Annotated in this window: 23 protein-coding genes; 13 read left to right on the top strand and 10 right to left on the bottom strand. The window is 61.3% G+C overall.

All coding sequences use genetic code 11. The features are described 5' to 3' along the window. Nucleotides 1-2: 2 nt before the first annotated feature. The 6 genes from psmA to QMC96_09815 form a co-directional block, all read right to left on the bottom strand. Nucleotides 3-725: an archaeal proteasome endopeptidase complex subunit alpha gene (gene psmA / locus QMC96_09840; protein ID MDI6877058.1), complete on the bottom strand. Its 723-nt coding sequence runs from the start codon at nt 723-725 to the stop codon at nt 3-5. Further along, nucleotides 725-1,210 (bottom strand): Rpp14/Pop5 family protein, encoded by a 486-nt coding sequence (locus QMC96_09835; protein ID MDI6877057.1) that lies wholly within the window; start codon nt 1,208-1,210, stop codon nt 725-727. The genes psmA and QMC96_09835 overlap by 1 nt, the downstream gene beginning before the upstream one ends. After that, nucleotides 1,207-1,848, bottom strand: a complete 642-nt coding sequence (locus tag QMC96_09830; GenBank protein ID MDI6877056.1) for an RNase P subunit p30 family protein — start codon at nt 1,846-1,848, stop codon at nt 1,207-1,209. The genes QMC96_09835 and QMC96_09830 overlap by 4 nt, the downstream gene beginning before the upstream one ends. Nucleotides 1,849-1,873: 25 nt before the next feature. Then, the gene (locus QMC96_09825) at nt 1,874-2,464 is read right to left on the bottom strand and encodes a 50S ribosomal protein L15e (GenBank protein ID MDI6877055.1); all 591 of its coding nucleotides are present in this window, start codon (nt 2,462-2,464) and stop codon (nt 1,874-1,876) included. A gap of 1,043 nt (nt 2,465-3,507) precedes the next feature. Beyond that, a complete protein-coding gene (gene moaC / locus QMC96_09820; GenBank protein ID MDI6877054.1) occupies nt 3,508-3,975 on the bottom strand; it encodes a cyclic pyranopterin monophosphate synthase MoaC in 468 nt (155 codons plus the stop codon). Next, entirely contained in the window at nt 3,968-5,377 is a 1,410-nt protein-coding gene (locus tag QMC96_09815; GenBank protein ID MDI6877053.1) for an NAD(P)H-hydrate dehydratase, read from the bottom strand. Before QMC96_09815 ends, moaC begins: the two co-directional genes overlap by 8 nt. A gap of 328 nt (nt 5,378-5,705) precedes the next feature. Between QMC96_09815 and QMC96_09810 the strand changes: the two genes are divergently transcribed. The 6 genes from QMC96_09810 to QMC96_09785 all read left to right on the top strand — a co-directional run bounded on the left by QMC96_09810 (nt 5,706) and on the right by QMC96_09785 (nt 9,399). Further along, nucleotides 5,706-7,103: a DHH family phosphoesterase gene (locus QMC96_09810; GenBank protein MDI6877052.1), complete on the top strand. Its 1,398-nt coding sequence runs from the start codon at nt 5,706-5,708 to the stop codon at nt 7,101-7,103. Then, nucleotides 7,075-7,545 (top strand): pseudouridine synthase, encoded by a 471-nt coding sequence (locus QMC96_09805; GenBank protein MDI6877051.1) that lies wholly within the window; start codon nt 7,075-7,077, stop codon nt 7,543-7,545. Before QMC96_09810 ends, QMC96_09805 begins: the two co-directional genes overlap by 29 nt. After that, complete coding sequence (locus QMC96_09800; protein MDI6877050.1) at nt 7,527-7,868, top strand: nascent polypeptide-associated complex protein; 342 nt, start codon at nt 7,527-7,529, stop codon at nt 7,866-7,868. Before QMC96_09805 ends, QMC96_09800 begins: the two co-directional genes overlap by 19 nt. Next, nucleotides 7,865-8,590, top strand: a complete 726-nt coding sequence (locus QMC96_09795) for an rRNA adenine N-6-methyltransferase family protein (GenBank protein MDI6877049.1) — start codon at nt 7,865-7,867, stop codon at nt 8,588-8,590. Before QMC96_09800 ends, QMC96_09795 begins: the two co-directional genes overlap by 4 nt. 233 nt (nt 8,591-8,823) lie before the next feature. Continuing rightward, nucleotides 8,824-9,069: a hypothetical protein gene (locus QMC96_09790; protein MDI6877048.1), complete on the top strand. Its 246-nt coding sequence runs from the start codon at nt 8,824-8,826 to the stop codon at nt 9,067-9,069. A 45-nt stretch (nt 9,070-9,114) separates the two neighbouring features. Next, entirely contained in the window at nt 9,115-9,399 is a 285-nt protein-coding gene (locus tag QMC96_09785; GenBank protein MDI6877047.1) for a hypothetical protein, read from the top strand. Nucleotides 9,400-10,099: 700 nt separating this feature from the next. On the opposite strand, the gene QMC96_09780 is transcribed toward QMC96_09785, so the two are convergent. The 3 genes from QMC96_09780 to QMC96_09770 all read right to left on the bottom strand — a co-directional run bounded on the left by QMC96_09780 (nt 10,100) and on the right by QMC96_09770 (nt 12,059). Beyond that, nucleotides 10,100-10,396, bottom strand: coding sequence for a hypothetical protein (locus tag QMC96_09780; GenBank protein ID MDI6877046.1), 297 nt, complete (start codon nt 10,394-10,396; stop codon nt 10,100-10,102). 1,174 nt (nt 10,397-11,570) lie between these two features. Further along, nucleotides 11,571-11,888 carry a YbjQ family protein gene (locus QMC96_09775; GenBank protein MDI6877045.1) on the bottom strand — a complete coding sequence of 106 codons (318 nt, stop codon included), beginning with the start codon at nt 11,886-11,888 and terminating at the stop codon, nt 11,571-11,573. Between the two features lie 3 nt (nt 11,889-11,891). Next, complete coding sequence (locus tag QMC96_09770) at nt 11,892-12,059, bottom strand: hypothetical protein (GenBank protein MDI6877044.1); 168 nt, start codon at nt 12,057-12,059, stop codon at nt 11,892-11,894. 777 nt (nt 12,060-12,836) lie between these two features. Between QMC96_09770 and pyrB the strand changes: the two genes are divergently transcribed. Next, a complete protein-coding gene (gene pyrB / locus QMC96_09765) occupies nt 12,837-13,733 on the top strand; it encodes an aspartate carbamoyltransferase (GenBank protein ID MDI6877043.1) in 897 nt (298 codons plus the stop codon). Then, complete coding sequence (gene pyrI / locus QMC96_09760) at nt 13,730-14,203, top strand: aspartate carbamoyltransferase regulatory subunit (protein MDI6877042.1); 474 nt, start codon at nt 13,730-13,732, stop codon at nt 14,201-14,203. Before pyrB ends, pyrI begins: the two co-directional genes overlap by 4 nt. On the opposite strand, the gene QMC96_09755 is transcribed toward pyrI, so the two are convergent. After that, nucleotides 14,196-14,651, bottom strand: coding sequence for a phosphopantetheine adenylyltransferase (locus tag QMC96_09755; GenBank protein ID MDI6877041.1), 456 nt, complete (start codon nt 14,649-14,651; stop codon nt 14,196-14,198). The two genes, pyrI and QMC96_09755, sit on opposite strands and share 8 nt — an antisense overlap. Before the next feature lie 612 nt (nt 14,652-15,263). Between QMC96_09755 and QMC96_09750 the strand changes: the two genes are divergently transcribed. The 5 genes from QMC96_09750 to QMC96_09730 all read left to right on the top strand — a co-directional run bounded on the left by QMC96_09750 (nt 15,264) and on the right by QMC96_09730 (nt 18,944). Further along, complete coding sequence (locus tag QMC96_09750) at nt 15,264-15,548, top strand: hypothetical protein (GenBank protein MDI6877040.1); 285 nt, start codon at nt 15,264-15,266, stop codon at nt 15,546-15,548. Between the two features lie 219 nt (nt 15,549-15,767). Beyond that, nucleotides 15,768-16,316: a DUF2148 domain-containing protein gene (locus tag QMC96_09745; GenBank protein MDI6877039.1), complete on the top strand. Its 549-nt coding sequence runs from the start codon at nt 15,768-15,770 to the stop codon at nt 16,314-16,316. Nucleotides 16,317-16,332: 16 nt separating this feature from the next. Next, nucleotides 16,333-17,412, top strand: coding sequence for a GHMP kinase (locus tag QMC96_09740; protein MDI6877038.1), 1,080 nt, complete (start codon nt 16,333-16,335; stop codon nt 17,410-17,412). A gap of 367 nt (nt 17,413-17,779) precedes the next feature. Then, nucleotides 17,780-18,145, top strand: a complete 366-nt coding sequence (locus tag QMC96_09735) for a ferritin family protein (protein ID MDI6877037.1) — start codon at nt 17,780-17,782, stop codon at nt 18,143-18,145. Between the two features lie 10 nt (nt 18,146-18,155). Further along, nucleotides 18,156-18,944 (top strand): family 1 encapsulin nanocompartment shell protein, encoded by a 789-nt coding sequence (locus QMC96_09730; GenBank protein ID MDI6877036.1) that lies wholly within the window; start codon nt 18,156-18,158, stop codon nt 18,942-18,944. The last annotated feature ends 438 nt before the right edge of the window (nt 18,945-19,382 follow it).

The raw sequence follows: 19,382 nt of genomic DNA, 5'->3' as shown, positions 1-19,382 counted from the left end.
ATTCACTCCCCAATCTTCTCGACGTACCTCGCGACCTCTTCCTTGGTCATTCGGCGGAAAAGCGGGTTATCCACCTCGATGAGACCGATCTCGACCGTGCTCACATCGAACTTGCCCTCCGTTGCGGTATTGAGGGCCTTCAGGCCCAGCAGCACCGCATCCTCCATCGAGATGTCCTCCCTATACTCCTCCTCGAAGACTTTCATCACCGCCGGTCGACCGATCCCGATCGCCGTCGCCTTGTACTCCAGCAGGGTGCCGCTCGGATCGGTCTCGAAGAGCTTCGCCTCCCCGTGGCTGACACCGATGATGAGCAGGGCCGTCCCGTACGGGCGTGCACCTCCGAACTGGGTATAGAGCTGCATGTGATCGCAGAGTTTCTTGCTGAGCGTCTCCACGTCGATCGGCTCGTCGTAGGTGACGCGGTTGATCTGGGCCTCGATCCGCGCGCGATCGACGAGCGAGCGCGCATCTCCCACAAGCCCGGAGGAGGCCACACCGATATGTTCGTCGATCTTGAAGATCTTCTCGATGGACGCCGGCTCCAGCAGCTTTGTCGAGACCCTCTTGTCGACGATCAGGGCGACCGCTCCCCTGCACTTCAGCCCGACCGCGGTGGTACCCCGCTTAACGGCCTCCCGCGCATACTCCACCTGGTAAAGACGCCCATCGGGGCTGAATACAGTAATCGCCCTATCATATCCCATCTGGTATTGCGGTTGCATTAAATCTCCTCGATCTCTTTCTGGGTGAAGAATAGTAACTTCTGACTTTTATTACTTTTCGCAACTAAATCAACCTTGTGCCGCCCGTGACGGTAGGTAGCATAGTTCTTTTCGGCGAGTGCCACATCTCTCCCCTGCTCGGGAGGGGGCGGCTCTCGTATCCGCTCTTTGAGGGTGCGGATCGTTCCAGAGGTGGCGATCGTGCGGACGGCGACCGCATCCTCCCCGATCCGGCAAATGGTCGCCATCGCGACCGCGAGCTGCCGCTCCGTCCCCCTCCGGCAGCGGACGATGGCGCAGTCACCCTGCAGGAGCACCACCGCAGGCTGGATCTGCGCCGCCTCTGCATCCCCCCAGAGGGATGTGGCCGCCTCCATCACGGCCAGGTGCAGCAGCCGGGCGTCCTCCGGTATGCGCCACCGCGGAACGATTCTGGCAAGAATGTACCGCCGCTTCTCTCTCAGGGTCGGGGGGAGAGGTTTCATGCCACCACCCGCACCGCTCCCCGGGGGGAGAGCAGCCGTCCCACCGTGGAGAGGGCAGCACGCACCTCGCTCTCCTGCATACCGAAGAGGGAGCAGAGGGCAGCACACTCCCGCGGTGAGCGGAGATCGAGAATGGAGCGGGCGCTGCTGGAGACTGTCAGCGGGAACCGGAAGTGCCGCTGCAGGCGGAGGATGTCCGCATACCGCTGCAGGGCTCTCTGCCGCACCGATCCCCGGCCCTGCACCAGGGGCTGGAGATCGATGTCGATTGCCACCGACCGTTCGGCCGCCATCCGTGCGGCGATGTGGTCAAAGGCGTTCCTGGGAGTGCGATGGATCTGGCGCAGGATATGGATACCCCGAATCGACAGGACCCCACGGTTGAAGGAGAGATCCCCGCCTTCTACCAGAACCACCTCTGCCCCGGACCCGACCCGCCTCACCTGCCCGATCGCCGCTTTCACCGTCTTCTCCTGAATCAGGGCGCCCCGCAGCACCCGGACGCCCCCCTCGTACGGACAGGCGCTGTCGAGGGCTACGATGCTGTCGAATCCAAGTTCGCCGGCTTCGAGAGCCATCCTCCACACCGAAGAGTCCCCGAGAGGGTAAGGGTAGATGCAGGCGTCTGTCAGGTCCATCGATGCCCGCCAGAAAAGAGGGTTTTTATTTGCCGATGTTCCCGTGGGAACGGATGCTCGGGCGGGTCTTCTCGGTACCCACACCGCGGCGGCGCATGCCCCGCCCCTTCAGCCCCGCACTGGTCTTCCCGCGTTCCGCACGCCCGCGGTGGACGGGAGATGCGATCCAGGCAAGCTGCGAATCGCTGGCGATGGCAGGATGATGCGGATCCACCAGGATCACCTCGTACCACTTCTGCTTCCCGTCCTGTCCCACCCAGTAAGAGTTCAGCACCTCCATGTTGGGAAACTTCCTCGATGCCCGCTCTTCGGCGATTCTCTGGATGCTCTTTGCAGCAGTCATTCGCCGCATTCCCATGTGGGCTGTGCGGCGACCCCGAACATACCGCGATCTCCGCCGCCCGCCCCTGCGTACCCGCACTCGGGCGACGGCAATCCCCTGCTTTGCCTTGTAGCCGAGCTCCCGCGCACGGTCGATCCGTGTCGGGCGCGCGATGCGCACAACGGAGCCTTCCCGACGCCATTCCTGCATACGGCTCCAGAGGAGTTCGTTCACCGCACTCCGCTCCGGCCGTTTCCATGCCTCACGTACGTAGGCATACATCGATTTCGCCAATGGTATCACCTTCAGGTTCGGCTGATCCCAGCCACATTCCTTTCCGGGACGCATCCCGTAGTTCTTTATATGTATGCGGGCGAGTTATTAAAACATAGCGCTCACGTCCCTGCAGGCGGATATTCCGCGGAACAACGGTCCCTCCCGCAATCCGGTTCCGCCGGATCGCGAGGATGACCGCAAGGGGCGGCGCAGCTCTCCCCGTGCAGGACAGGGCCGAACCCCTCCCGGGGGAGGGCAGCCACACTCCCGCTCCTCACGGCCGATCCTCTGAACAACAGAAAGATCGGGCAGTCATGCAGAAAACACGGTATGGATGTCTATCCGAGCTTCGCCCTATCGCACGACGGGACAGGAGATTGAAGCGCGAGGGCGGGGAGTACGGCCCCTGTCCACCTCCCGACTCTGGCGATAGCATCCTCGGCGCGAATAGACCCTCCCCGCTTCGCGAGAGGGTGGTGGTTGCAGCATCTGACGCCCACGGTCCGCTTCGCTGATCGCCGCCAGCCGCGATGCTCCCGAGAGCCCCGCCAGGTCCTGTTTCGGAGCCGGGAGATGTCGCCGGGTGACGGGATCGCATTCCCACTATCCAGATGCCCCTGACCCTGCCGGATGCGATGCCCGGGAAGGGAGGAGAATGAAGCTGAGCCCGGCGTTGTTAACCCGGATCTCCCCTGCACATTGTCGCCCCAATCCTGCCGTCATTGAGGAATCTGAAGACCTTCCCGCATCGGGCTCCGCATGCTGACACGGGGAAGGAACAGGCTCCTGGAACTTCGTACGGGGCCTTTTTTCTCCGAAAGGTGCATGCGACCCTGCCGCTGCCCTGCCGACGATCCGAAAACGGTCCGATCCTTTCGCTGCAGATGCATGAGCATTCCCGAAGAGCACGCTGTTCCGAAGCGGGCTGCTCGCTTCTCCCGTCTTGAAAGAAGGATGCGTGTTCACGATCTCTTACGCGCCGGAATGCGTTGTCGGGGACCATCCGCGAACGATGCCCGATCCATGCGCCGGACGATCGGGGGAGAACAGCCCTGACGCTCTCACTGCCCCTTCCTCTTCTCCACCACATGGATGCCGTCGATCCTCGTCACGGGATACTGGCCGGAGGCATCTTTCTCGGCGGACTTCACCATGTCCCAGACGGTCAGGAGCGCGACACTGACACCCGTGAGCGCCTCCATCTCGACACCGGTCTTTCCGTGGGATGAGACCGTGACGGTCGCCTCGACGTGCTCGTCTCCAATCTCGAACTCGATGCCGATCCCCCCGACGGGGATCGGGTGGCAGAAGGGGATGAGCCGGGCCGTATCCTTCACGGCCAGCACCGCTGCCACGCGGGCCGTGGCAAGGACGTTTCCCTTCACCACGCTCCCCTCGCGTATTGCAGCGATCGTCTCGGGGCGGAGGCGAATCCTCCCCCGCGCCACCGCTTCGCGGGCAACCTCTCTCTTGTCCGTGATGTCCACCATCTGCGCACGATCGCTCTGTATATGACTGAACTCAACCATCGGGGATCACACTCCTGAACAGTTGCTCCGGTATGTGCTCCAGCATGTCGCTTGCGAGCATTCCGTCTCCCCGGGATGCCGATGCCGCCATTCCGGCCAGCCCGTTCACGTAGGCTGCGATGCATGCCGCTTCGAAGGGGGGCAGGCGGCAGAGGAGCGCCGCCGTGACGCCAGCCAGGACGTCGCCGGTTCCGGCGACCACCATGGCCGCCGTCCCCGTGCGATTGAAGCGCACCCGTGTGCTGTCCGCGATGACATCTACCGCCCCCTTGAGCAGAACCACGCCCGGGAGAGCGGAGTTCAGCACGGTGCGGGCACGCGAGCGGAGATCCTGCGGGGGCATCACACCCGTTATGCGCGCAAACTCCCCCGCATGCGGGGTATACACGGCGATGGGGGAGGAGGGAAGGGGAAGGCGGAGCGCATCCGCATCATAGACCGCCTTCCTGCAGTACGGTGCAATCTGCTGAACAACGGCATGGCTCTTATCGCCAAGCCCCGGCCCGATCACCGCGGAGTCCGCCCACTTCACCCACTGCAGGATCGGTTCGATGTGCTCCTCCATCAGGTGGTCTCCCGGAAGCGGCACGTGGATGAGGTCGGGGGAGGGGGGATGCACGGTGGAGACGATGCGAACGATGTCGGCGCCCGACCGCATGGCGGCTAGACCGGTCAGGACGGGCGCCCCCTGGTAGGGGCCTCCCCCGATCACGACGACCTTTCCCCCCGCCCCCTTGTGGGCATGGGCAGGGCGGGGGAGGACGAGGGCGAGATCCCCCGGGCCCGCGAAGCATTCCGCCTCGAGGGGGATGCCGATATCCACCACCTCGGATCCTTCCACCTTCGGGCGGTGGAACGCGATAACGCGGGAGGCGTTGATGCCGGGCGTCGGGACATCGGCGGAGACGATCGGCTTTCCGCTCCCGTTCGCCAGCTCCACGCAGGTCTGCACCGGTTCGCGCAGCGGCCCCCGCACGCCGATGCCGAGCAGCGCATCCAGGATCAGGTCCGCGGCGGAGAAGAGATGCTTCTGCGCCAGAACCTCCTCCCGGCACTGCACGGGAATGCAGGTGACGCCAGATCGCGCGAGCAGGCGGAGCTGGGTCTGCACCGTTTCGCTCGGTACGCCGGAGGCGTGATAGAGGACGTGCACATCGGCACTCCTCTGCAGATGCCGGGCGGCCGCCATGCCGTCGCCCCCGTTGTTCCCCTTTCCGCAGAGGACGAGAATCCGCGCCGGATTCTGCTCCCGTATTCTTTCCGCCAGAGCCCGCCCGGCCGTCTCCATCATCTGGAGCGATGAGAGGCCGAGCGAGATGGCATTCCGATCCACCACACGCATCCTCTCCGCAGAGATCAGCCCGCGCTCCTCGAATTCCCGGAGTTCTTTGAGATTTTCCACGGAGTCCGCTCCTGAAATAATTTTACTCCAGACCAGCTAGATAATGCTTGTGCAATCCGAAAGGCGGCGTGTTCCTCAACGCGGAACAGCCGTACCCCCTTCCCGATTGCACAACTGCTCCAAGGATGGCCGGAATCCCGCCCCCCGCGCGGCATACGCACTGCCATCTCCGTGCGCCGCCGCACTCCGTCAACGCCCATGCAGGGACTCGGGCCGTTCCGGAATCGCGAGCCGCCGTTTTCGTTCACCATACCCGTTCGGGAGGAGGTCTTTCCTCCACGGATGCGCCCTCAAGCATAATACCGAAGAACTCCCAATAGCTATCCAGATGGGTCTCTCCGCGGACATTTCGAGAGCAGCGGATATCGCCTGCTCCAGAGACAGGGTGACCATCGTATCGCACATCGACGCGGACGGCATCACCGGCGAAGCGATCCTCGCCCAGGCACTGGTCCGAGAGGGCGTGGAGGTCCGCTCCCTGTTCGTGCGGCAGCTGGAGCCCCTGACGATGCGGACTGTCCCCCGGGACGATACGCTCAAGATTTTCACTGATCTCGGAGCCGGCCAGCAGAATCTGCTGCAGGAGCATGGCCTCGACTTCGAAGATGTGCTGATCCTGGACCACCACGTCTCCCAGCCCTGCGACACGCCGTATCGGCAGGTGAACGGCCTCACTTATGGCCATTCCAAACTCTCCGCAGCCGGTATCGCCTATCTCGTGGCCAAGGCCATCTCCTCCGCCAACGTCGATCTCGCAAAGCTGGCGGTCGTCGGCAACGTGGGCGACATGATGGCGCGTGAGGACTGCAGGCTTGTGGGTCCGGCTCGGGAGATGGTGAACGACGGCGTGGAGTGCGGCAGCATCCAGGTGCTCGGTAAGACCCTGAACTGCTACGGCATCTCCACGCGCCCCGTGCACATCGCCCTGGCGTACAACGACGATCCGTTCGTACCGGGCATCTCCAACAACCCCCAGGGCGCCCTGAACTTCCTGCAGAAACTCGGCGTCCGTCTGAAGAGCGACGGAGGACAGTGGATGGTCTGGGAGGAACTCTCGTTCGAGGACAAACGGACGATTACGAGCGCGCTGGTCCAGCAGCTGATCGCCCATGGCATCCCCCATTCCAGACTGTTTGCCGAGGCTTACATCTTCCCGACCGAGGTGAAGCGGACGCCGCTACGGAACGCCTCCGAGTTCGCTACCCTTCTCAATGCGTGCGGCCGCTGGGCAAAGCCCATGGTTGGCAGCACCATCTGCAAGGGAGATCGGGGAAAGGCGCTCCGCGACGCGGAGTACATGCTCACCCACCACCGCGCCATCATCCGGGACCTGCTCGAGTTCATCCTCGATCGGGGCGTGCACGAGCTCGAGCATATCCAGCACATCCATGTGGCGGACCGGTTTCCGGACACAATCATCGGGATCGGGGCCGGCATGGCACTGTCGCGCCTGAACTGGAAGAAGCCCATCCTGATCATGTGCCAGCTACCGGAGGATCCGGGCATCACCAAAGTCTCCATGCGGGCCACCGAATGGGCGGTGGCCCGTGGCGTCGATCTCCAGGCAGCTCTGATCGAGGCGTCCGCCGCATGCGCCGGTGCGGCGGGAGGCCACCGCATCGCAGCCGGCGCATTCATACCGAAGGATGCAGAGGAGGTGTTCGTTTCCCATGTCAACCGCATTATCGGAGAGCAGTATGCTCAAACGCGTGCGCACGATCGCTGACTACCAGTTCGGCCGGGACGCCGGGAGGGGGCTCTTCCCGGACGGGGTTGCATTCCAGCTCTCCAGCAGCGGACGGGTGCGGCAGATTCTCCTCGACGGGGTCCGCCTGGCCACACTCCGCGCCCATGACGGGCGCCTCACGCTCTCCATCGCCGGGGCGCTGCGGCTGCAGGAGTGCCTGGCGGCGCCCGCGTACCGCGTGGTGATCCGCGACGACGTGGCGGAGTTCATCCTGCGGGGCAAGAACGCCTTTGCCCGTCACGTGGTGGCGGCCGATCCCGGTATCCGTGCGGGGGACGAGGTGCTGGTGGTCCAGGATCCCGACCGCCTCCTCGGAACGGGTGCGGCGGTCCTCTCGGGTGCCGAGATGCTGGCATTTAATTACGGAGTAGCGGTAAAAGTACGGCAGGGGAGGGAATCAGGATGTTTCCAGGAAGAATAAACCCCAAGAAGATGAAGCAGATGATGAAGCAGATGGGCATGAATATGGAGGCGATCGAAGGTGTCCAGAAGATCATCATCGTCACGGACAAGGGCAACTACGTCTTTGACTCTGCGGATGTGGTCGCGATGACCATGCAGGGGATCACCACCTACCAGATCAGCGGCGAACCCCACTTCGAGGCCGCGGAAGTGGAGATACCCGAAGAGGACGTGAACCTGGTGAAGATGCAGACCGGAGCGGCGGAGGAGACCGTCAGAGCCACGCTCCGTGAGACGAAGGGCGATATCGCCGAGGCGATCCTGCGCCTCTCCCAGGCATGATCGAGAGTGGGGATCGCGTGCTGCTCCTGGCGGAGGGGCGGGACTACTATGTTCGGGCCGGAGAAGGAACGCTCCAGACCGACCTCGGAACCATCGACCTCTCCCGGCTGATCGGCAGAGAGCCCGGAAGCACGATCGCCAGCCACCGAGGTGTCCTGTTCACCCTTCGCGCGCCCCGGGCGACGGACTTTTTTGCCCATGCCTCCCGAAGCGGAGCGCCCATGCTTCCCCGCGATATCGGATACGTGATCGCCGCGACCGGCATGAACCGCAGAGATGCCGTCCTGGACGCCGGGACGGGAAGCGGCATTGCCGCCATCTACTTCGGCGGCATCGCCCGCTCCGTGGAGACCTACGAGCAGCGCACGGAGTTTGCAGCGATCGCAGAGGCGAACATCCGGGACGCGAAGCTGGAGAACGTACGGGTGGTTGCAGAAGACGTACTGACCGCCCGGGGGGAGTACGACGTCATCCACCTGGATCTGAGCGTCCGCCGCGAGCATATCGAGCATGCCTACCATCACCTCCGTCCGGGCGGTTACCTGGCATGTTACACGCCCTTCATCGAGCAGATGTCCCTCGTCCTGGACGTGTCAGCGGGGCTGTTCCCCGAAGTCCACGCTCACGAGTGCATCGACCGTGAAATGACCCGAACGGCCAGGGGCACCCGCCCCTCGACCCGCGTGGGGCACTCGGGGTATATCACGATAGCGCGGAGGTGAACCTGAACCGTATTGTTGAAATAAGGCAAAACATGCAACCTTACCGTAAATATCGTTTTTATCACTTTTACCGATATATGGAAAATTATTGATAGCCAATAGCCGGTGGCTCGCGGCGTTCTGCACCCTCATGTGCATGAATGCGTAATAAATGTCGGTCCTGAATCGGATTGACGGAATTCAGAACTGAATCGGAGAGGGCATTCGAGTGAATAGAATCCGACTTTCTTATCGTGGTACAGATAGGAGTCATCGCACTCATCAATGCGGGCGCCGTGAACCGTATCCAGATCGAGTGTGTCGGGGACCGTCTGAACCCCGCCGCCTTACAGGACGAGTATGAACCCATCCTGGAAGGCATTATCGTGTTCGGTGTGTGGGCGGATGAAATGGGGGAGGTCGGCACAACTGGTGTCTTCGACGATCTGGTGATCTCTCCACCCGGGGCAGGAGATAACGACAATCCCGTGGATAGTTGAGAACAGAGGGCGATCGATCACTCTGTTCCAGGATAATTTCAGCAGGTGGGTTCTCCCTGGCTGGAAACCTACAGCATACCGAACAGGAGCGTCGCATACGAAAATGGCCTGGTGATCTTGACCGATGCGTCCGGGGAATACGGAACCGTGTACCTCCTGAACCAGACCTACGATGATTTCCTATTGGACATCGATACCGAGATGCCCCGGGGTGATCCTAACAGCACTGTCATAATCGCATGCCGGATCGATGAATCCTTTAACCGTTATGAGTTCGGCATCCTTGACCGCTTCTACGCGAAAATAAAAAATCGAACGATTCGGGCATGAAGCCGCTGGATTTTGATATCTCCGGGCGGATAACCTTGAGACCGGCGGAAAGGAATCATCTCACCATCGAATGCGTGGGAAACCAGCTGAGCGTATCGATAAACGAAATTACCCCGCTAGTGTGGCGTATGAAGAGATTGTGAGCGGCAGGACTGCCCCAGTATTCCATGCTCCCAAAGACGCCACCACCGATACGGCTGTCGCTTTCGACAATCTCCCCATAGCACCGCCGGACGCCCCTGCCGTGAATGCGAAACCGGCAATGCCGACACCGACAGATACACCGTTCCAGTGGCGTCGATGAGCGCCCTGTCCGGAGAAGACGTCAAGAGAAGGGAGTCGTACTTGCCAGTATGTGAGGCATGAGAGGCAGTCGCCGGGAGGACAGAGCACCTTTTTTCCGGTAATCGAGACGTGCACGCGGAACGACCCAGACGGAAAGCAAAGGGACGCCTGCCCGAAACCCGATCTGCACGACCCTGTATGCGGCGCTCTAACCTGTCATGCGAGCCGTCAGGCGATAAACCTGCAGGGGATGACATGGACAACAGGCAGTGTTCAAGTCTGTTGCAGGGATCTCTCTCGAGTAAGAGATTAAGACAAAACCCTTCCCGTTTCGATTCGGAATGGCGGATGCTCACTCTCGGAAGCGGGAGCAAAATCAGATAGGACGGTGAAAGATTGCAGCATCCGTCCTTTCTTATTGCAGTGCGATGACGCAGTGAACCAGCATGCCCTCCGTCGAAGCATCGCCTGCAGCGGCGTTGACGTGCAGCAGCGAGTCCACGAAAACGCCGGTATAGATCCCTGCGAAACTGGTGCTGTTGGGTATGGTCCAGCAGGAAAACTTCTTGCCGGGGAGGAACAGATCCCCGGGGTCGAACTCGTCGGACACCGCCTTCTCGCTGCCGTCCGCCGGACCCCGCTTCAGCAGGCGATGGGAAGACCGCCCGTTGGCGCGGATGGTCGTCCTGAACGGATTGCATTCGGCATCCACATGCCAGATCCAGATCGAGGGCGGAATTTCACGTCCGGATCATCGTCGTTTCCCGAAGGTCTTCTGAACTGGATCAGGAAGAACCCGTCAGGCGAACCCAGCAGGTGACCGGTCTCATGGGCCATCGTTCGTATCCATTCTACCGGAAGATCAGATGGCGATGGTGTGCGCGTTACGAGGGTGCCCTGCGTATCTTCCCGTCGACGGGGACTCTATGGTCATTCTTATAAGCGATTCCTTTTCCCGGAAATCGGGGGAGATACTATCCCCCGGGAAGCGCCCATACCAGCAGCACGCCGTCAATGGCACCCTCCTTGTCGCTGTCGAACTGACCGAAATCCACCGATCCGTCGTGGGCATCGATTACTTCCTCCAGGAGCGCATCATCGTGGCGATTCGGCTCCCCTCGTGCGCAGTCCGATGCGTTGTACCGGCCACGATACCACCCGGAGACGGTACCGGATCAATCGAGCCGGCCATCGGGTCGATCGGTGGTGGTAGTTCCCGAGGCTCACGTAGGGATGCGCCTCCCCCATTCCTTCTGCTCCGACCAGTGCCGCCTCATACCTGTCGACGGCCTCGCCGTCATGAAAATGTGGGGATCCAATCACGGAAAAATCCGGAAATTCGATGCCGAAAACTGCAAGTTTCCCATCCCCTTTCGATGGCATCTCATCCGGCATGGGTGCGCCTATCCGCGGCGTTCCGTTCCCGGCTCCACGTTTCACAGTCCCGGTTCTGGCACCCGCTGCCGGGATGGACAAGCCCGAGGCAATGGCGGAGACGAGCAGGATCGGGATCAACCCCTGCCATGGTGTAGATCGTGCGTTTTTGCCATCCCGGGCTCCTGCATGCTGGCAGCGCGGGTTTGGCCATGGTCCGCATAGATACTCTCCCCCTCCCGGTTGCCGTTACACCCGGCCGGAATTTGCAGGACCTGACAGACGCCCTCCCATCGATTCCGCATACCGGAAAGCGTCATTGGATGATTCCCATGAAAGAGCCGATTATCTCTTGCGTGCTTACCCGAGAGAAAAGGATTGCACACCCCGCCGCCACTGCCATGGTGATCGGCAGGGGCTCTTCGGAGCAGAAGAACATTGCGGAAGGATGGAAGCCCCATCCATTCGGAGAAGGTCTCCTCCCGCATATCACAATCGCATTCTGCGACTGTTCAAAGGGGAATCAGTTTCACGGCGGTCCCATATGCGAGCAGCTCCGCCGCCGTCGCCATTGTCTGGGATGTGGTGAACCGCACGTTCACGATGGCATCCGCGCCCATGCCCTTTGCGGCGTTGATCATGCGGTTCACGGCCTCGGTGCGCGCCTCTGCCAGCATATCCGTGTACTCCTGGAGCTCGCCTCCCACGATGCTCTTCAAGCCCGCCGTGATGTCCTTTCCCAGGTGTTTCGAACGGACGGTATTCCCGTAGACGATCCCCAGGATCTCCAGCCGGAATCCCGGAACGGTTTCGGTCGTTGTAACGATCATGGCTCACTCCCGTATCTCTTCCAGGGTCTCTTCCCTTCTCCGAAAGGCGATAAGCGCAAGCCCGATCAGGATGAGGGGTACCGCATAGACGAGGAGATAGGGAAATCCTATGGGCGCAAGCACGAGCCCGATTACCAGCAGAATGATGCCCCACTTCACCTGGCTTCGCATACCGTACAACAATCGGAGGGGGAGGGTAATAGGTTTTGCCAACGCGAATCTGCAATTTCATTTTGGGCTTTCGCCTATTACGAGGTCCTGTTCGGTCCTATACCGAACATCCATCCGGTTCCGGATACACTCCTGCCTCACCCGCCCTTTCCCTCCGGGACCTCCCGCACCGAGGGAGTGCCCCCCTTCTGCTGCCTCCTTCCTCCCGCGTACATGGGACCTCGGGGGCACAGGCGCTGTCTCCTCCCTGCAGGTACGATGATGGCCTGATAACTCCGGGGTAGATGCACGGACTCGACTCATGGCTGACGGTGGGGGAGCAGCCGCGTCCGATAGCGATGCATCGGGGGATATCCTGCCCTCTCCATGATAGGTTGCGCCTCCCGCGATCAGGTTTGTCGCCGTTTCCGCCGGGAGAAGGGGGTGAGACCCCCTCCTGCTTGGGAGCGAAGGGGCGGTATTTCACCGTTCCCCCCATCTCCGCGTGCGATGAATCTGATCCGAATCGAAGCCAGACGGTTCGATCCCTCCCTGTAGAAAGGGCCGAATCGTGACGAGTGCGGCCAGGAACCGGGTCTTCCTTCTTGGGTGGGCTGCCGGACCGGGTCCGTCTCCCCTTCCCGGAGTTATCACCGATCACCAGATGTCACACTTGATTAGGGGGTGAGGTCAAATCGGTACGGGAATACCTCCGGGATCTGCCTGCAGCCCTTCCTCTGCGATCCGGGGGAAGGCATCAGACCGTCCTGGGGGCTCCAAGGAGAACCGCACGCCCGTATGAACCACATCATCTCGATAAAGGAGTTGTCCCGCGATAAGATCGATGCCCTCCTCGATCGGGCGCGGGACATCGATGCTTGCCTCTACGACAGGCATGCCCTCGAAGGACGGATCCTGGCTCTCCTCTTCTTCGAGCCCAGCACCCGCACGCGGATGTCGTTCGAGTCCGCAATGGCGCGCCTGGGGGGGACGAGCATCGTCGTGGACAGTATCGAGGGGAGTTCCATTGCCAAAGGGGAGACGCTGGCGGACACTATCCGCGTCGTCAGCGGCTATGCGGACGCGATCGTGCTCCGCCATCCGAAGGAGGGAGCGGCACGGCTGGCCAGCGAGTTCGCGACCGTCCCCATCATCAATGCCGGCGACGGAGCCGGGCAGCACCCCTCACAGACGCTCCTCGATCTCTACACCATACGCCAGTCGATGCCCCTCGACAACATCAACGTGGGCCTGCTCGGAGATCTCCGCTACGGGCGTACGACGCATTCCCTGGCCTACGCGCTCTCCCTCTACCGCGTAACCCTCCACGCGATCGCCCCGGAGGGGCTGGAACTGCCGCCGTCCATCCTCCAGGAGCTGCGCGAACATGGCGTGGAGGTGCACCAGCACGCAAGAGTGGATGCCGTCCTGCCGGAACTGGATGTCCTTTACGTAACACGCATCCAGCGCGAGCGCTTCCCGGACACCGCCTCGTACCTCGCCGTGGCGCACAGCTACCGCATCACCCCCGAACTTCTTGGCAATGTCCGCAGCAACCTGATCGTGCTGCACCCCCTGCCGCGCGCATCGGAGATCGATCCCCGGGTAGATACGCTCGGCTACGCAAAATACTTCGAACAGTCCCGCAACGGAGTACCGGTGCGCATGGCCATTCTGCAGGAGGTGATGTCGTGAAGGAGGCACCGGAACGGGGGCTGGTGATCAGCAAGATCCGCGATGGGACGGTGATCGACCATATCACGGCGGGCGAAGCGATCAACGTGCTCCGCATTCTGGGGATCACCGGCTCGACCACCGAGTGCCTCTCCATCGCGACCAACGTGGCGAGCCGGCACGGGAAGAAGGACATCGTCAAGATCGAGAACCGGGAGCTCCGAAAAGAGGAGGTGGACAGGATCGCCCTCATCGCACCCAATGCGACGATCAACATTATCCGCAACTACGAGGTGTTCGAGAAGAAGGGCGTCCATATCCCCGAGGTTCTGATAGGGGTGGTGCGGTGCCCGAACCCGGAGTGCATCTCGAACACCCGCGAGCCGATCGAGAGCAAATTCGATGTTCTTGAGGACCGGGTCCTCCGATGCAAGTACTGTGACTGGAGGATTCCCCGCCTGTCGCGGGACATAACCGGATACATCATCTGAGCCTTCCGCGCTCGTCGATCTCGCCGCGATAGATACGGGTGCTGGATATCCAGCGCCCATCCTCGGCGAGCACGCAGGCAACTTGATGAATATCAACCTTTTTTAGCCCCCGCTCCTGCCGGAGGCGATTGATCTCCGCCCCGGCCCCGGCCGTACCCTCGCTCACGACCAGCGCATCGAAATCGTCGGAGATGGCCGGGCCATACCGGTCATCCAGCGGCTGGATCGACCACTTCGCCGAAAAACCGCCGGATTCGATGCACTTCACGAGGTTCTCCCTTCTCTCCGGATACGGACGCACCGGGTGGCTCTTCTGGCTGGCGAAGCGGTCCGTCGTGAGACCGATTGTGACCTGCCCCTCCGGTCCGGCCAGCTGGAATGCCCGCTTCAGGAGTTTCCTGTGCCCGTCGTGGATCGGATCGAAGGTTCCCCCCAGCATCACTCTCATTTCAGAACGATTCAACCCCTAGAGTATTATCATTAATGCTCGGAAATGACGCGCATGCCCTGGCAGCTCGAACGCCGCTGCGGAAAGACCGGGCCGTTCACCGCGGATGGCAACGGAAGCGGCCCGTTATACGGAGTAAGGGTCCACGACCCGTTCCGAGGGGGGGACGCATGGAGCGCACTGTCACCGTCACACAGGGAGAGGGTCAGGGCGGATCGCATCGGGAGCTGGGACTTTCCGCGTGCATCCCACCTTCTGCTTCAGAGCATGAGTATCCTGCCGCAGTAACCTAAAATTTGAAATGAACTGCGCACTGCGTTGGAACGTGGCATGGGTGAGCAGGGGGAAGGCGTTCGGGACGCTGTGGATCTCGTCCCGGGGGGCAGGGGATGGTATGGCGATCCGTCATAGGACGGGCAGTGCAAGGGACGCGTGTCATCGGCGATTTCTACTCCCTTCCGCGATATGCGCCGTCAGCGAGTTCGGGGGCGGATGCCTGAATGAAGAGGGTCTGGATCCGCTGCGTGATGCGGCACAATCGCGCCCTGCGAACAGATGCACATAATGTAAATTTAACATGAGAATATTGTTAATCACAATTATTATCCCTGCGTGGCACAGACACTCAGAGAGATGTCCGTGGAAGACTGCAACCTGCCCGCGCCGGAAGAGGAGGTTACGCGGGAGGTGGGATTCACGCTGATCCAGTCCGACCGGTTCAGGAGGATCGAGCGAGACTGCGCGTACAAAGGTTTTTCGAGACTATTCGAGGAGAAGATGAAGGTGATGGTCGCCAAAGTCTCTCCGGACCGCTGGAGGGACGAGGGACTCCGAGGGGAGGGTGAAGAGGGGCTCACCGAAGGAATCCCCATCGAGGAGTTCGAGATCCTTGAATGAGAGGGCGGATGCGGACGCTCCGAACATCGATGGGACTGTATTTACGGCCGGTAAACCGATTATTCATGTTCCGCCCGCAAGAAGAGGCGCAACCCCCAATACTACCCCCTAATTTTTCGTAGGTTCCTGGCGCTCTCACCCCTGCATTCCGATGGCCCCGCCGGGATGTGTCCACCGAAGGGTGATTTAAATATTCGGGCACGGCATAGGGGAGGATGTATGTTTGCATATGCAGATATTGTCCCGACGATTGCCAGAATGATGGCGCTCTCGGCGGAGACCGCACCCAAAGCGCGGGGCGCCGATGCCCTGCGGATTCGTGTCGTCGACAGCGACTCGCTGATAGCGCTCGCAAACGAGATGCGACGGCACGGCGAAGCGCGAAACCTCCCCCACTTCATCCGGGATTCCGACAACGTCCGCGTGAGCGATGCCGTCCTTCTGATCGGTCTCGAGTACCACACCACGGCAGGTCTGGACTGCGGGGCCTGCGGCTTTCCCACCTGCGAGGAGATGCTGCAGCACCAGACCAGCGTTCACGCGCCGGGCATGCCGTTCCAGGGGCCCAGCTGTGCGGTGCGAGTGACGGACCTGGGCATCGCGCTGGGATCCGCTGTAAAGACCGCATCGCTCCACAATCTCGACAACCGCATCATGTACACGGCAGGTGTGGCCGCATTGCGGCTCGGATGGCTGGAAGGCTGCAGCATGGGCTATGGAATTCCGCTTTCGGCTGGACCGAAAAACATATTCTTCGATCGAGGATAAGATCTCCTGACAATTTATGCCGACGATGAAGATTCGGGGCGGGGATCTCGATCTGGTGGAGTATGAGTTCAGTTCTTTCTCTCCAGGCGAAAATATCAACACGATCGGCCTGGAGAAGGCGTATCCGCTGAAACCGGTCGAAGGAAAGGTTCGGGTGCGGGCGCCCGCACGAATCCACCTGACCGTGCTCGACATGAACCGCTTTGCACCCGGGCGGCCCGGCGGAGGGGGCGTCGGATTCGCTGTCCAGCTCTACTGCACTGCCGAGGCGCAGTGTATCCCTGAAGGGCTGGAGATCGATTACGAGCGGGAGCCCATCATCCGCCACTTCACGGAGGTCTTCAAAAAGACCACGGGATACAGGGGGGGATTCCGTGTGTATGCCCGCGATCACGAGCACAAGCACGTGGGTCTCGGATCCACCAGCACGATCCTGGTCGCGGTCGCCAATGCGCTGAACGCTGCAGTGGGGTCTCCGCTCACGCAGGATCAGCTGCGGCTTCTGGTGGGGAACAACTTCGTCGAGGAGACGGTAGACGGGCAGATCGCCTTCGGGTTCGAGACCGGGGTCGGTCCGGTGGTCAGCACCCACGGGGGGATGGGAATCACGGGCGACGAGCTCACACGCATCTACCATCACCCGTTCGGCCAGGACAAATCCGTCTTCATCGTCATCCCCCCTTCCGACATCTCATCGGCCGGGGAGCGTGAGTTCGACCTCCTGATGAACCGGGCCCGAAATCTCGACTACCGCGATCGAGAGCTGAAGGCCTACATGATCATGATGGACCTCATTCCGGCCCTTGAGAGCGGGAACCTCGAGAAGATGGGGGAGGTGATCTGGGAGATCGAATTCCGGGGCTCGAAGCGCGCGGAGGTGGAGCACCACGGGTTCCGCATCTACCACTACATGAACCAGCTTCGGGATGCAGGTTTCGAGTTCGTGGGCATGAGCTCGGTCGGGCCTGCCATCGCTGTCATCACCGCACGCGACCGGGATGCCGTTCGGCGGATTCTGGATGAGCTCGGGCTGTCAATCGCCGTCGCCACCGGGATAGACAACGAGGGGCTTCGGATCGAGCACCTCCCCTGCTGATACTTCTTTTCCACAACTCCGCTCATCCCGAACACCTCTTTTCGCGTCCTGTCTTCGATCCGCCCCGAACTCAGAACACGACGAAGACGCAGGGGTTCAGGATCACGGGCAGGCTTTCTGAAGATGCCCCCATCGATGGACGTGACGCATGGACCCCAGGTGGGCACCACCTGCTGAAGGCTCTCCCGAGAGCCAGAACCGCATTCCGGTCCATGGCAGAGGGTGAACCATTATAAGGTAGGGCGTGCATAGGTCCCGCGACAGGAACGTCCAGCCTGTTTGCAGAAGTGCACGGTGATGCGCTCGCCGTGCGACGGCATGCAGCGATGCGGGATTCATCCCGCCCATCAGAGTAAGGAGGAAAGAAATGCCTGAATTCACAAATCCCTTCATCGGAACGGTTCCGGATCGAAAGCTCACGCTTCAGGAGTTGATCCGGGCAATTCGACTGGATCTGGCTGCCGAGCACGAGGCAACCCACATTTACATGGCCCATGCCGAGGCGACGGACCATCCCCTTGCCAAACGCGTGCTCGAGGATATCGCGGACGAAGAACGTGTGCATGCCGGGGAGTTCGCCCGACTGCTCCAGATCCTCACCGGCGACGAGGATGCCCTGCTGGCGCAGGGCGCCGCCGAGGTGGACGAGATGGCAATCGAGGCAGGACGTGAGGAAGTGTCACCGTCCGAAGCTCCCGGGACGACGATCGGATCCTTGAAGGAGTCGAAGTAGGAGGAGAGGCATGAACCGATACCTATCACGGGGGGATGCCCCCATTGACGGAGCGACGTGGAATATCCTGGATGCCACGATGGTGGAGGCAGCAAAGAGCATTCTTTCGGGACGGAGGCTGCTGCACCTGGAGGGTCCTTTCGGTCTGGGACTGAAAGCGATCCCGATGACGGACCGGAGGGACCAGGAAGGTCTCATTGTGAGTTCCTTCGTTCCTCTCCCGGAGATCCATGCCACGTTCGCCCTGGGCAAACGGGATCTCGCCGCCTACGAACGGGATAGGCTGCTCCTGGATACCGCTCCGGTCGTGCAGGCTGCACTGGACGTGGCACGGAGAGAGGATAACCTGATATTCCACGGGGGAGGAGGGGTGACCGGACTGCTGAACACGCAGGGTTCCAGTTCCATCCAGCTCTCCCGCTGGGATACGGTCGGGGATGCCGTGGATGATATCATCCGGGGCGTGACCCGTCTCGACGAATCCGGTTTCCACGGCCCCTATGCTCTTGCACTCGCACCATCCCGTTTCAACCTGCTTTACCGACGCTACGAACAGGGCCAGATGACGGAACTGGAGCACGCGCGCACCATCGTAACCGAAGGTATCATCAAAGCACCTGTGCTTTCGGACGGTGGCGTGCTGATCGCCTCCGGTCGGCAGTATGCCACGATCGTGATCGGCCAGGATATGGCCGTCGGCTTCATCGGGCCGGCAGGAGAGAACCTGGAGTTCTCCGTATCAGAGAGCCTGGCGCCCCTGGTACTTCAGCCGAAGGCGATCTGCGTGCTGGAGGGCTGATCCCCTCTCCCGTTTGTATCCCCCGGTATGCCTGCTGTTCGGAGGCAGAGTGCATGCACGAAGGCAGGGCTTTTCACGGGACCGGTCGTCCGAGCCCAGCCCCAGCATTACACAGCACGGGACCGCTGCCCCGGACCATCGGACGAGCAAGCGGGCAAGCTGACGTGTGCTGCCGCACGGTTGAGTCGTTCCCCGCGGTGCACCCATCCCGCCCTCTTTTAAACCTTTCTTAAAATGATGATTGGTTGGAAAATCCCACAATCATTTTCCAACGCAGCAAGACCATCCCGTGATCAAGCTCTCGAACCCGGATAACTCCAGCTTCATCAAGCAATGGCTCAAGGGAAAACCTATCCGGGCGATCGCAGCGTATTTCCCGGTGGCGCGGCAGCGGGTCAACCAGCTCATTCACCGGTTCCTGGAGACCGAGACCATTCC

The sequence above is a fragment of the Methanomicrobiales archaeon genome, from assembly GCA_030019205.1.
Lineage (GTDB): Archaea > Halobacteriota > Methanomicrobia > Methanomicrobiales > JACTUA01 > JASEFH01.
Note: the sequence above shows the minus strand (reverse complement) of the source record. Positions and strands in the feature narration are given on the sequence as shown.

Bases quoted from the DNA above. Each gene is read 5' to 3' on its own strand.
- psmA (MDI6877058.1), bottom strand. From the start codon at position 725: ATGCAACCGCAATACCAGATGGGATATGATAGGGCGATTACTGTATTC.
- QMC96_09835 (MDI6877057.1), bottom strand. From the start codon at position 1,210: ATGAAACCTCTCCCCCCGACCCTGAGAGAGAAGCGGCGGTACATTCTT.
- QMC96_09830 (MDI6877056.1), bottom strand. From the start codon at position 1,848: ATGGACCTGACAGACGCCTGCATCTACCCTTACCCTCTCGGGGACTCT.
- moaC (MDI6877054.1), bottom strand. From the start codon at position 3,975: ATGGTTGAGTTCAGTCATATACAGAGCGATCGTGCGCAGATGGTGGAC.
- QMC96_09810 (MDI6877052.1), top strand. From the start codon at position 5,706: ATGGGTCTCTCCGCGGACATTTCGAGAGCAGCGGATATCGCCTGCTCC.
- QMC96_09805 (MDI6877051.1), top strand. From the start codon at position 7,075: ATGCTCAAACGCGTGCGCACGATCGCTGACTACCAGTTCGGCCGGGAC.
- QMC96_09800 (MDI6877050.1), top strand. From the start codon at position 7,527: ATGTTTCCAGGAAGAATAAACCCCAAGAAGATGAAGCAGATGATGAAG.
- QMC96_09795 (MDI6877049.1), top strand. From the start codon at position 7,865: ATGATCGAGAGTGGGGATCGCGTGCTGCTCCTGGCGGAGGGGCGGGAC.
- QMC96_09775 (MDI6877045.1), bottom strand. From the start codon at position 11,888: ATGATCGTTACAACGACCGAAACCGTTCCGGGATTCCGGCTGGAGATC.
- QMC96_09770 (MDI6877044.1), bottom strand. From the start codon at position 12,059: ATGCGAAGCCAGGTGAAGTGGGGCATCATTCTGCTGGTAATCGGGCTC.
- pyrB (MDI6877043.1), top strand. From the start codon at position 12,837: ATGAACCACATCATCTCGATAAAGGAGTTGTCCCGCGATAAGATCGAT.
- QMC96_09755 (MDI6877041.1), bottom strand. From the start codon at position 14,651: ATGAGAGTGATGCTGGGGGGAACCTTCGATCCGATCCACGACGGGCAC.
- QMC96_09745 (MDI6877039.1), top strand. From the start codon at position 15,768: ATGTTTGCATATGCAGATATTGTCCCGACGATTGCCAGAATGATGGCG.
- QMC96_09740 (MDI6877038.1), top strand. From the start codon at position 16,333: ATGCCGACGATGAAGATTCGGGGCGGGGATCTCGATCTGGTGGAGTAT.
- QMC96_09735 (MDI6877037.1), top strand. From the start codon at position 17,780: ATGCCTGAATTCACAAATCCCTTCATCGGAACGGTTCCGGATCGAAAG.
- QMC96_09730 (MDI6877036.1), top strand. From the start codon at position 18,156: ATGAACCGATACCTATCACGGGGGGATGCCCCCATTGACGGAGCGACG.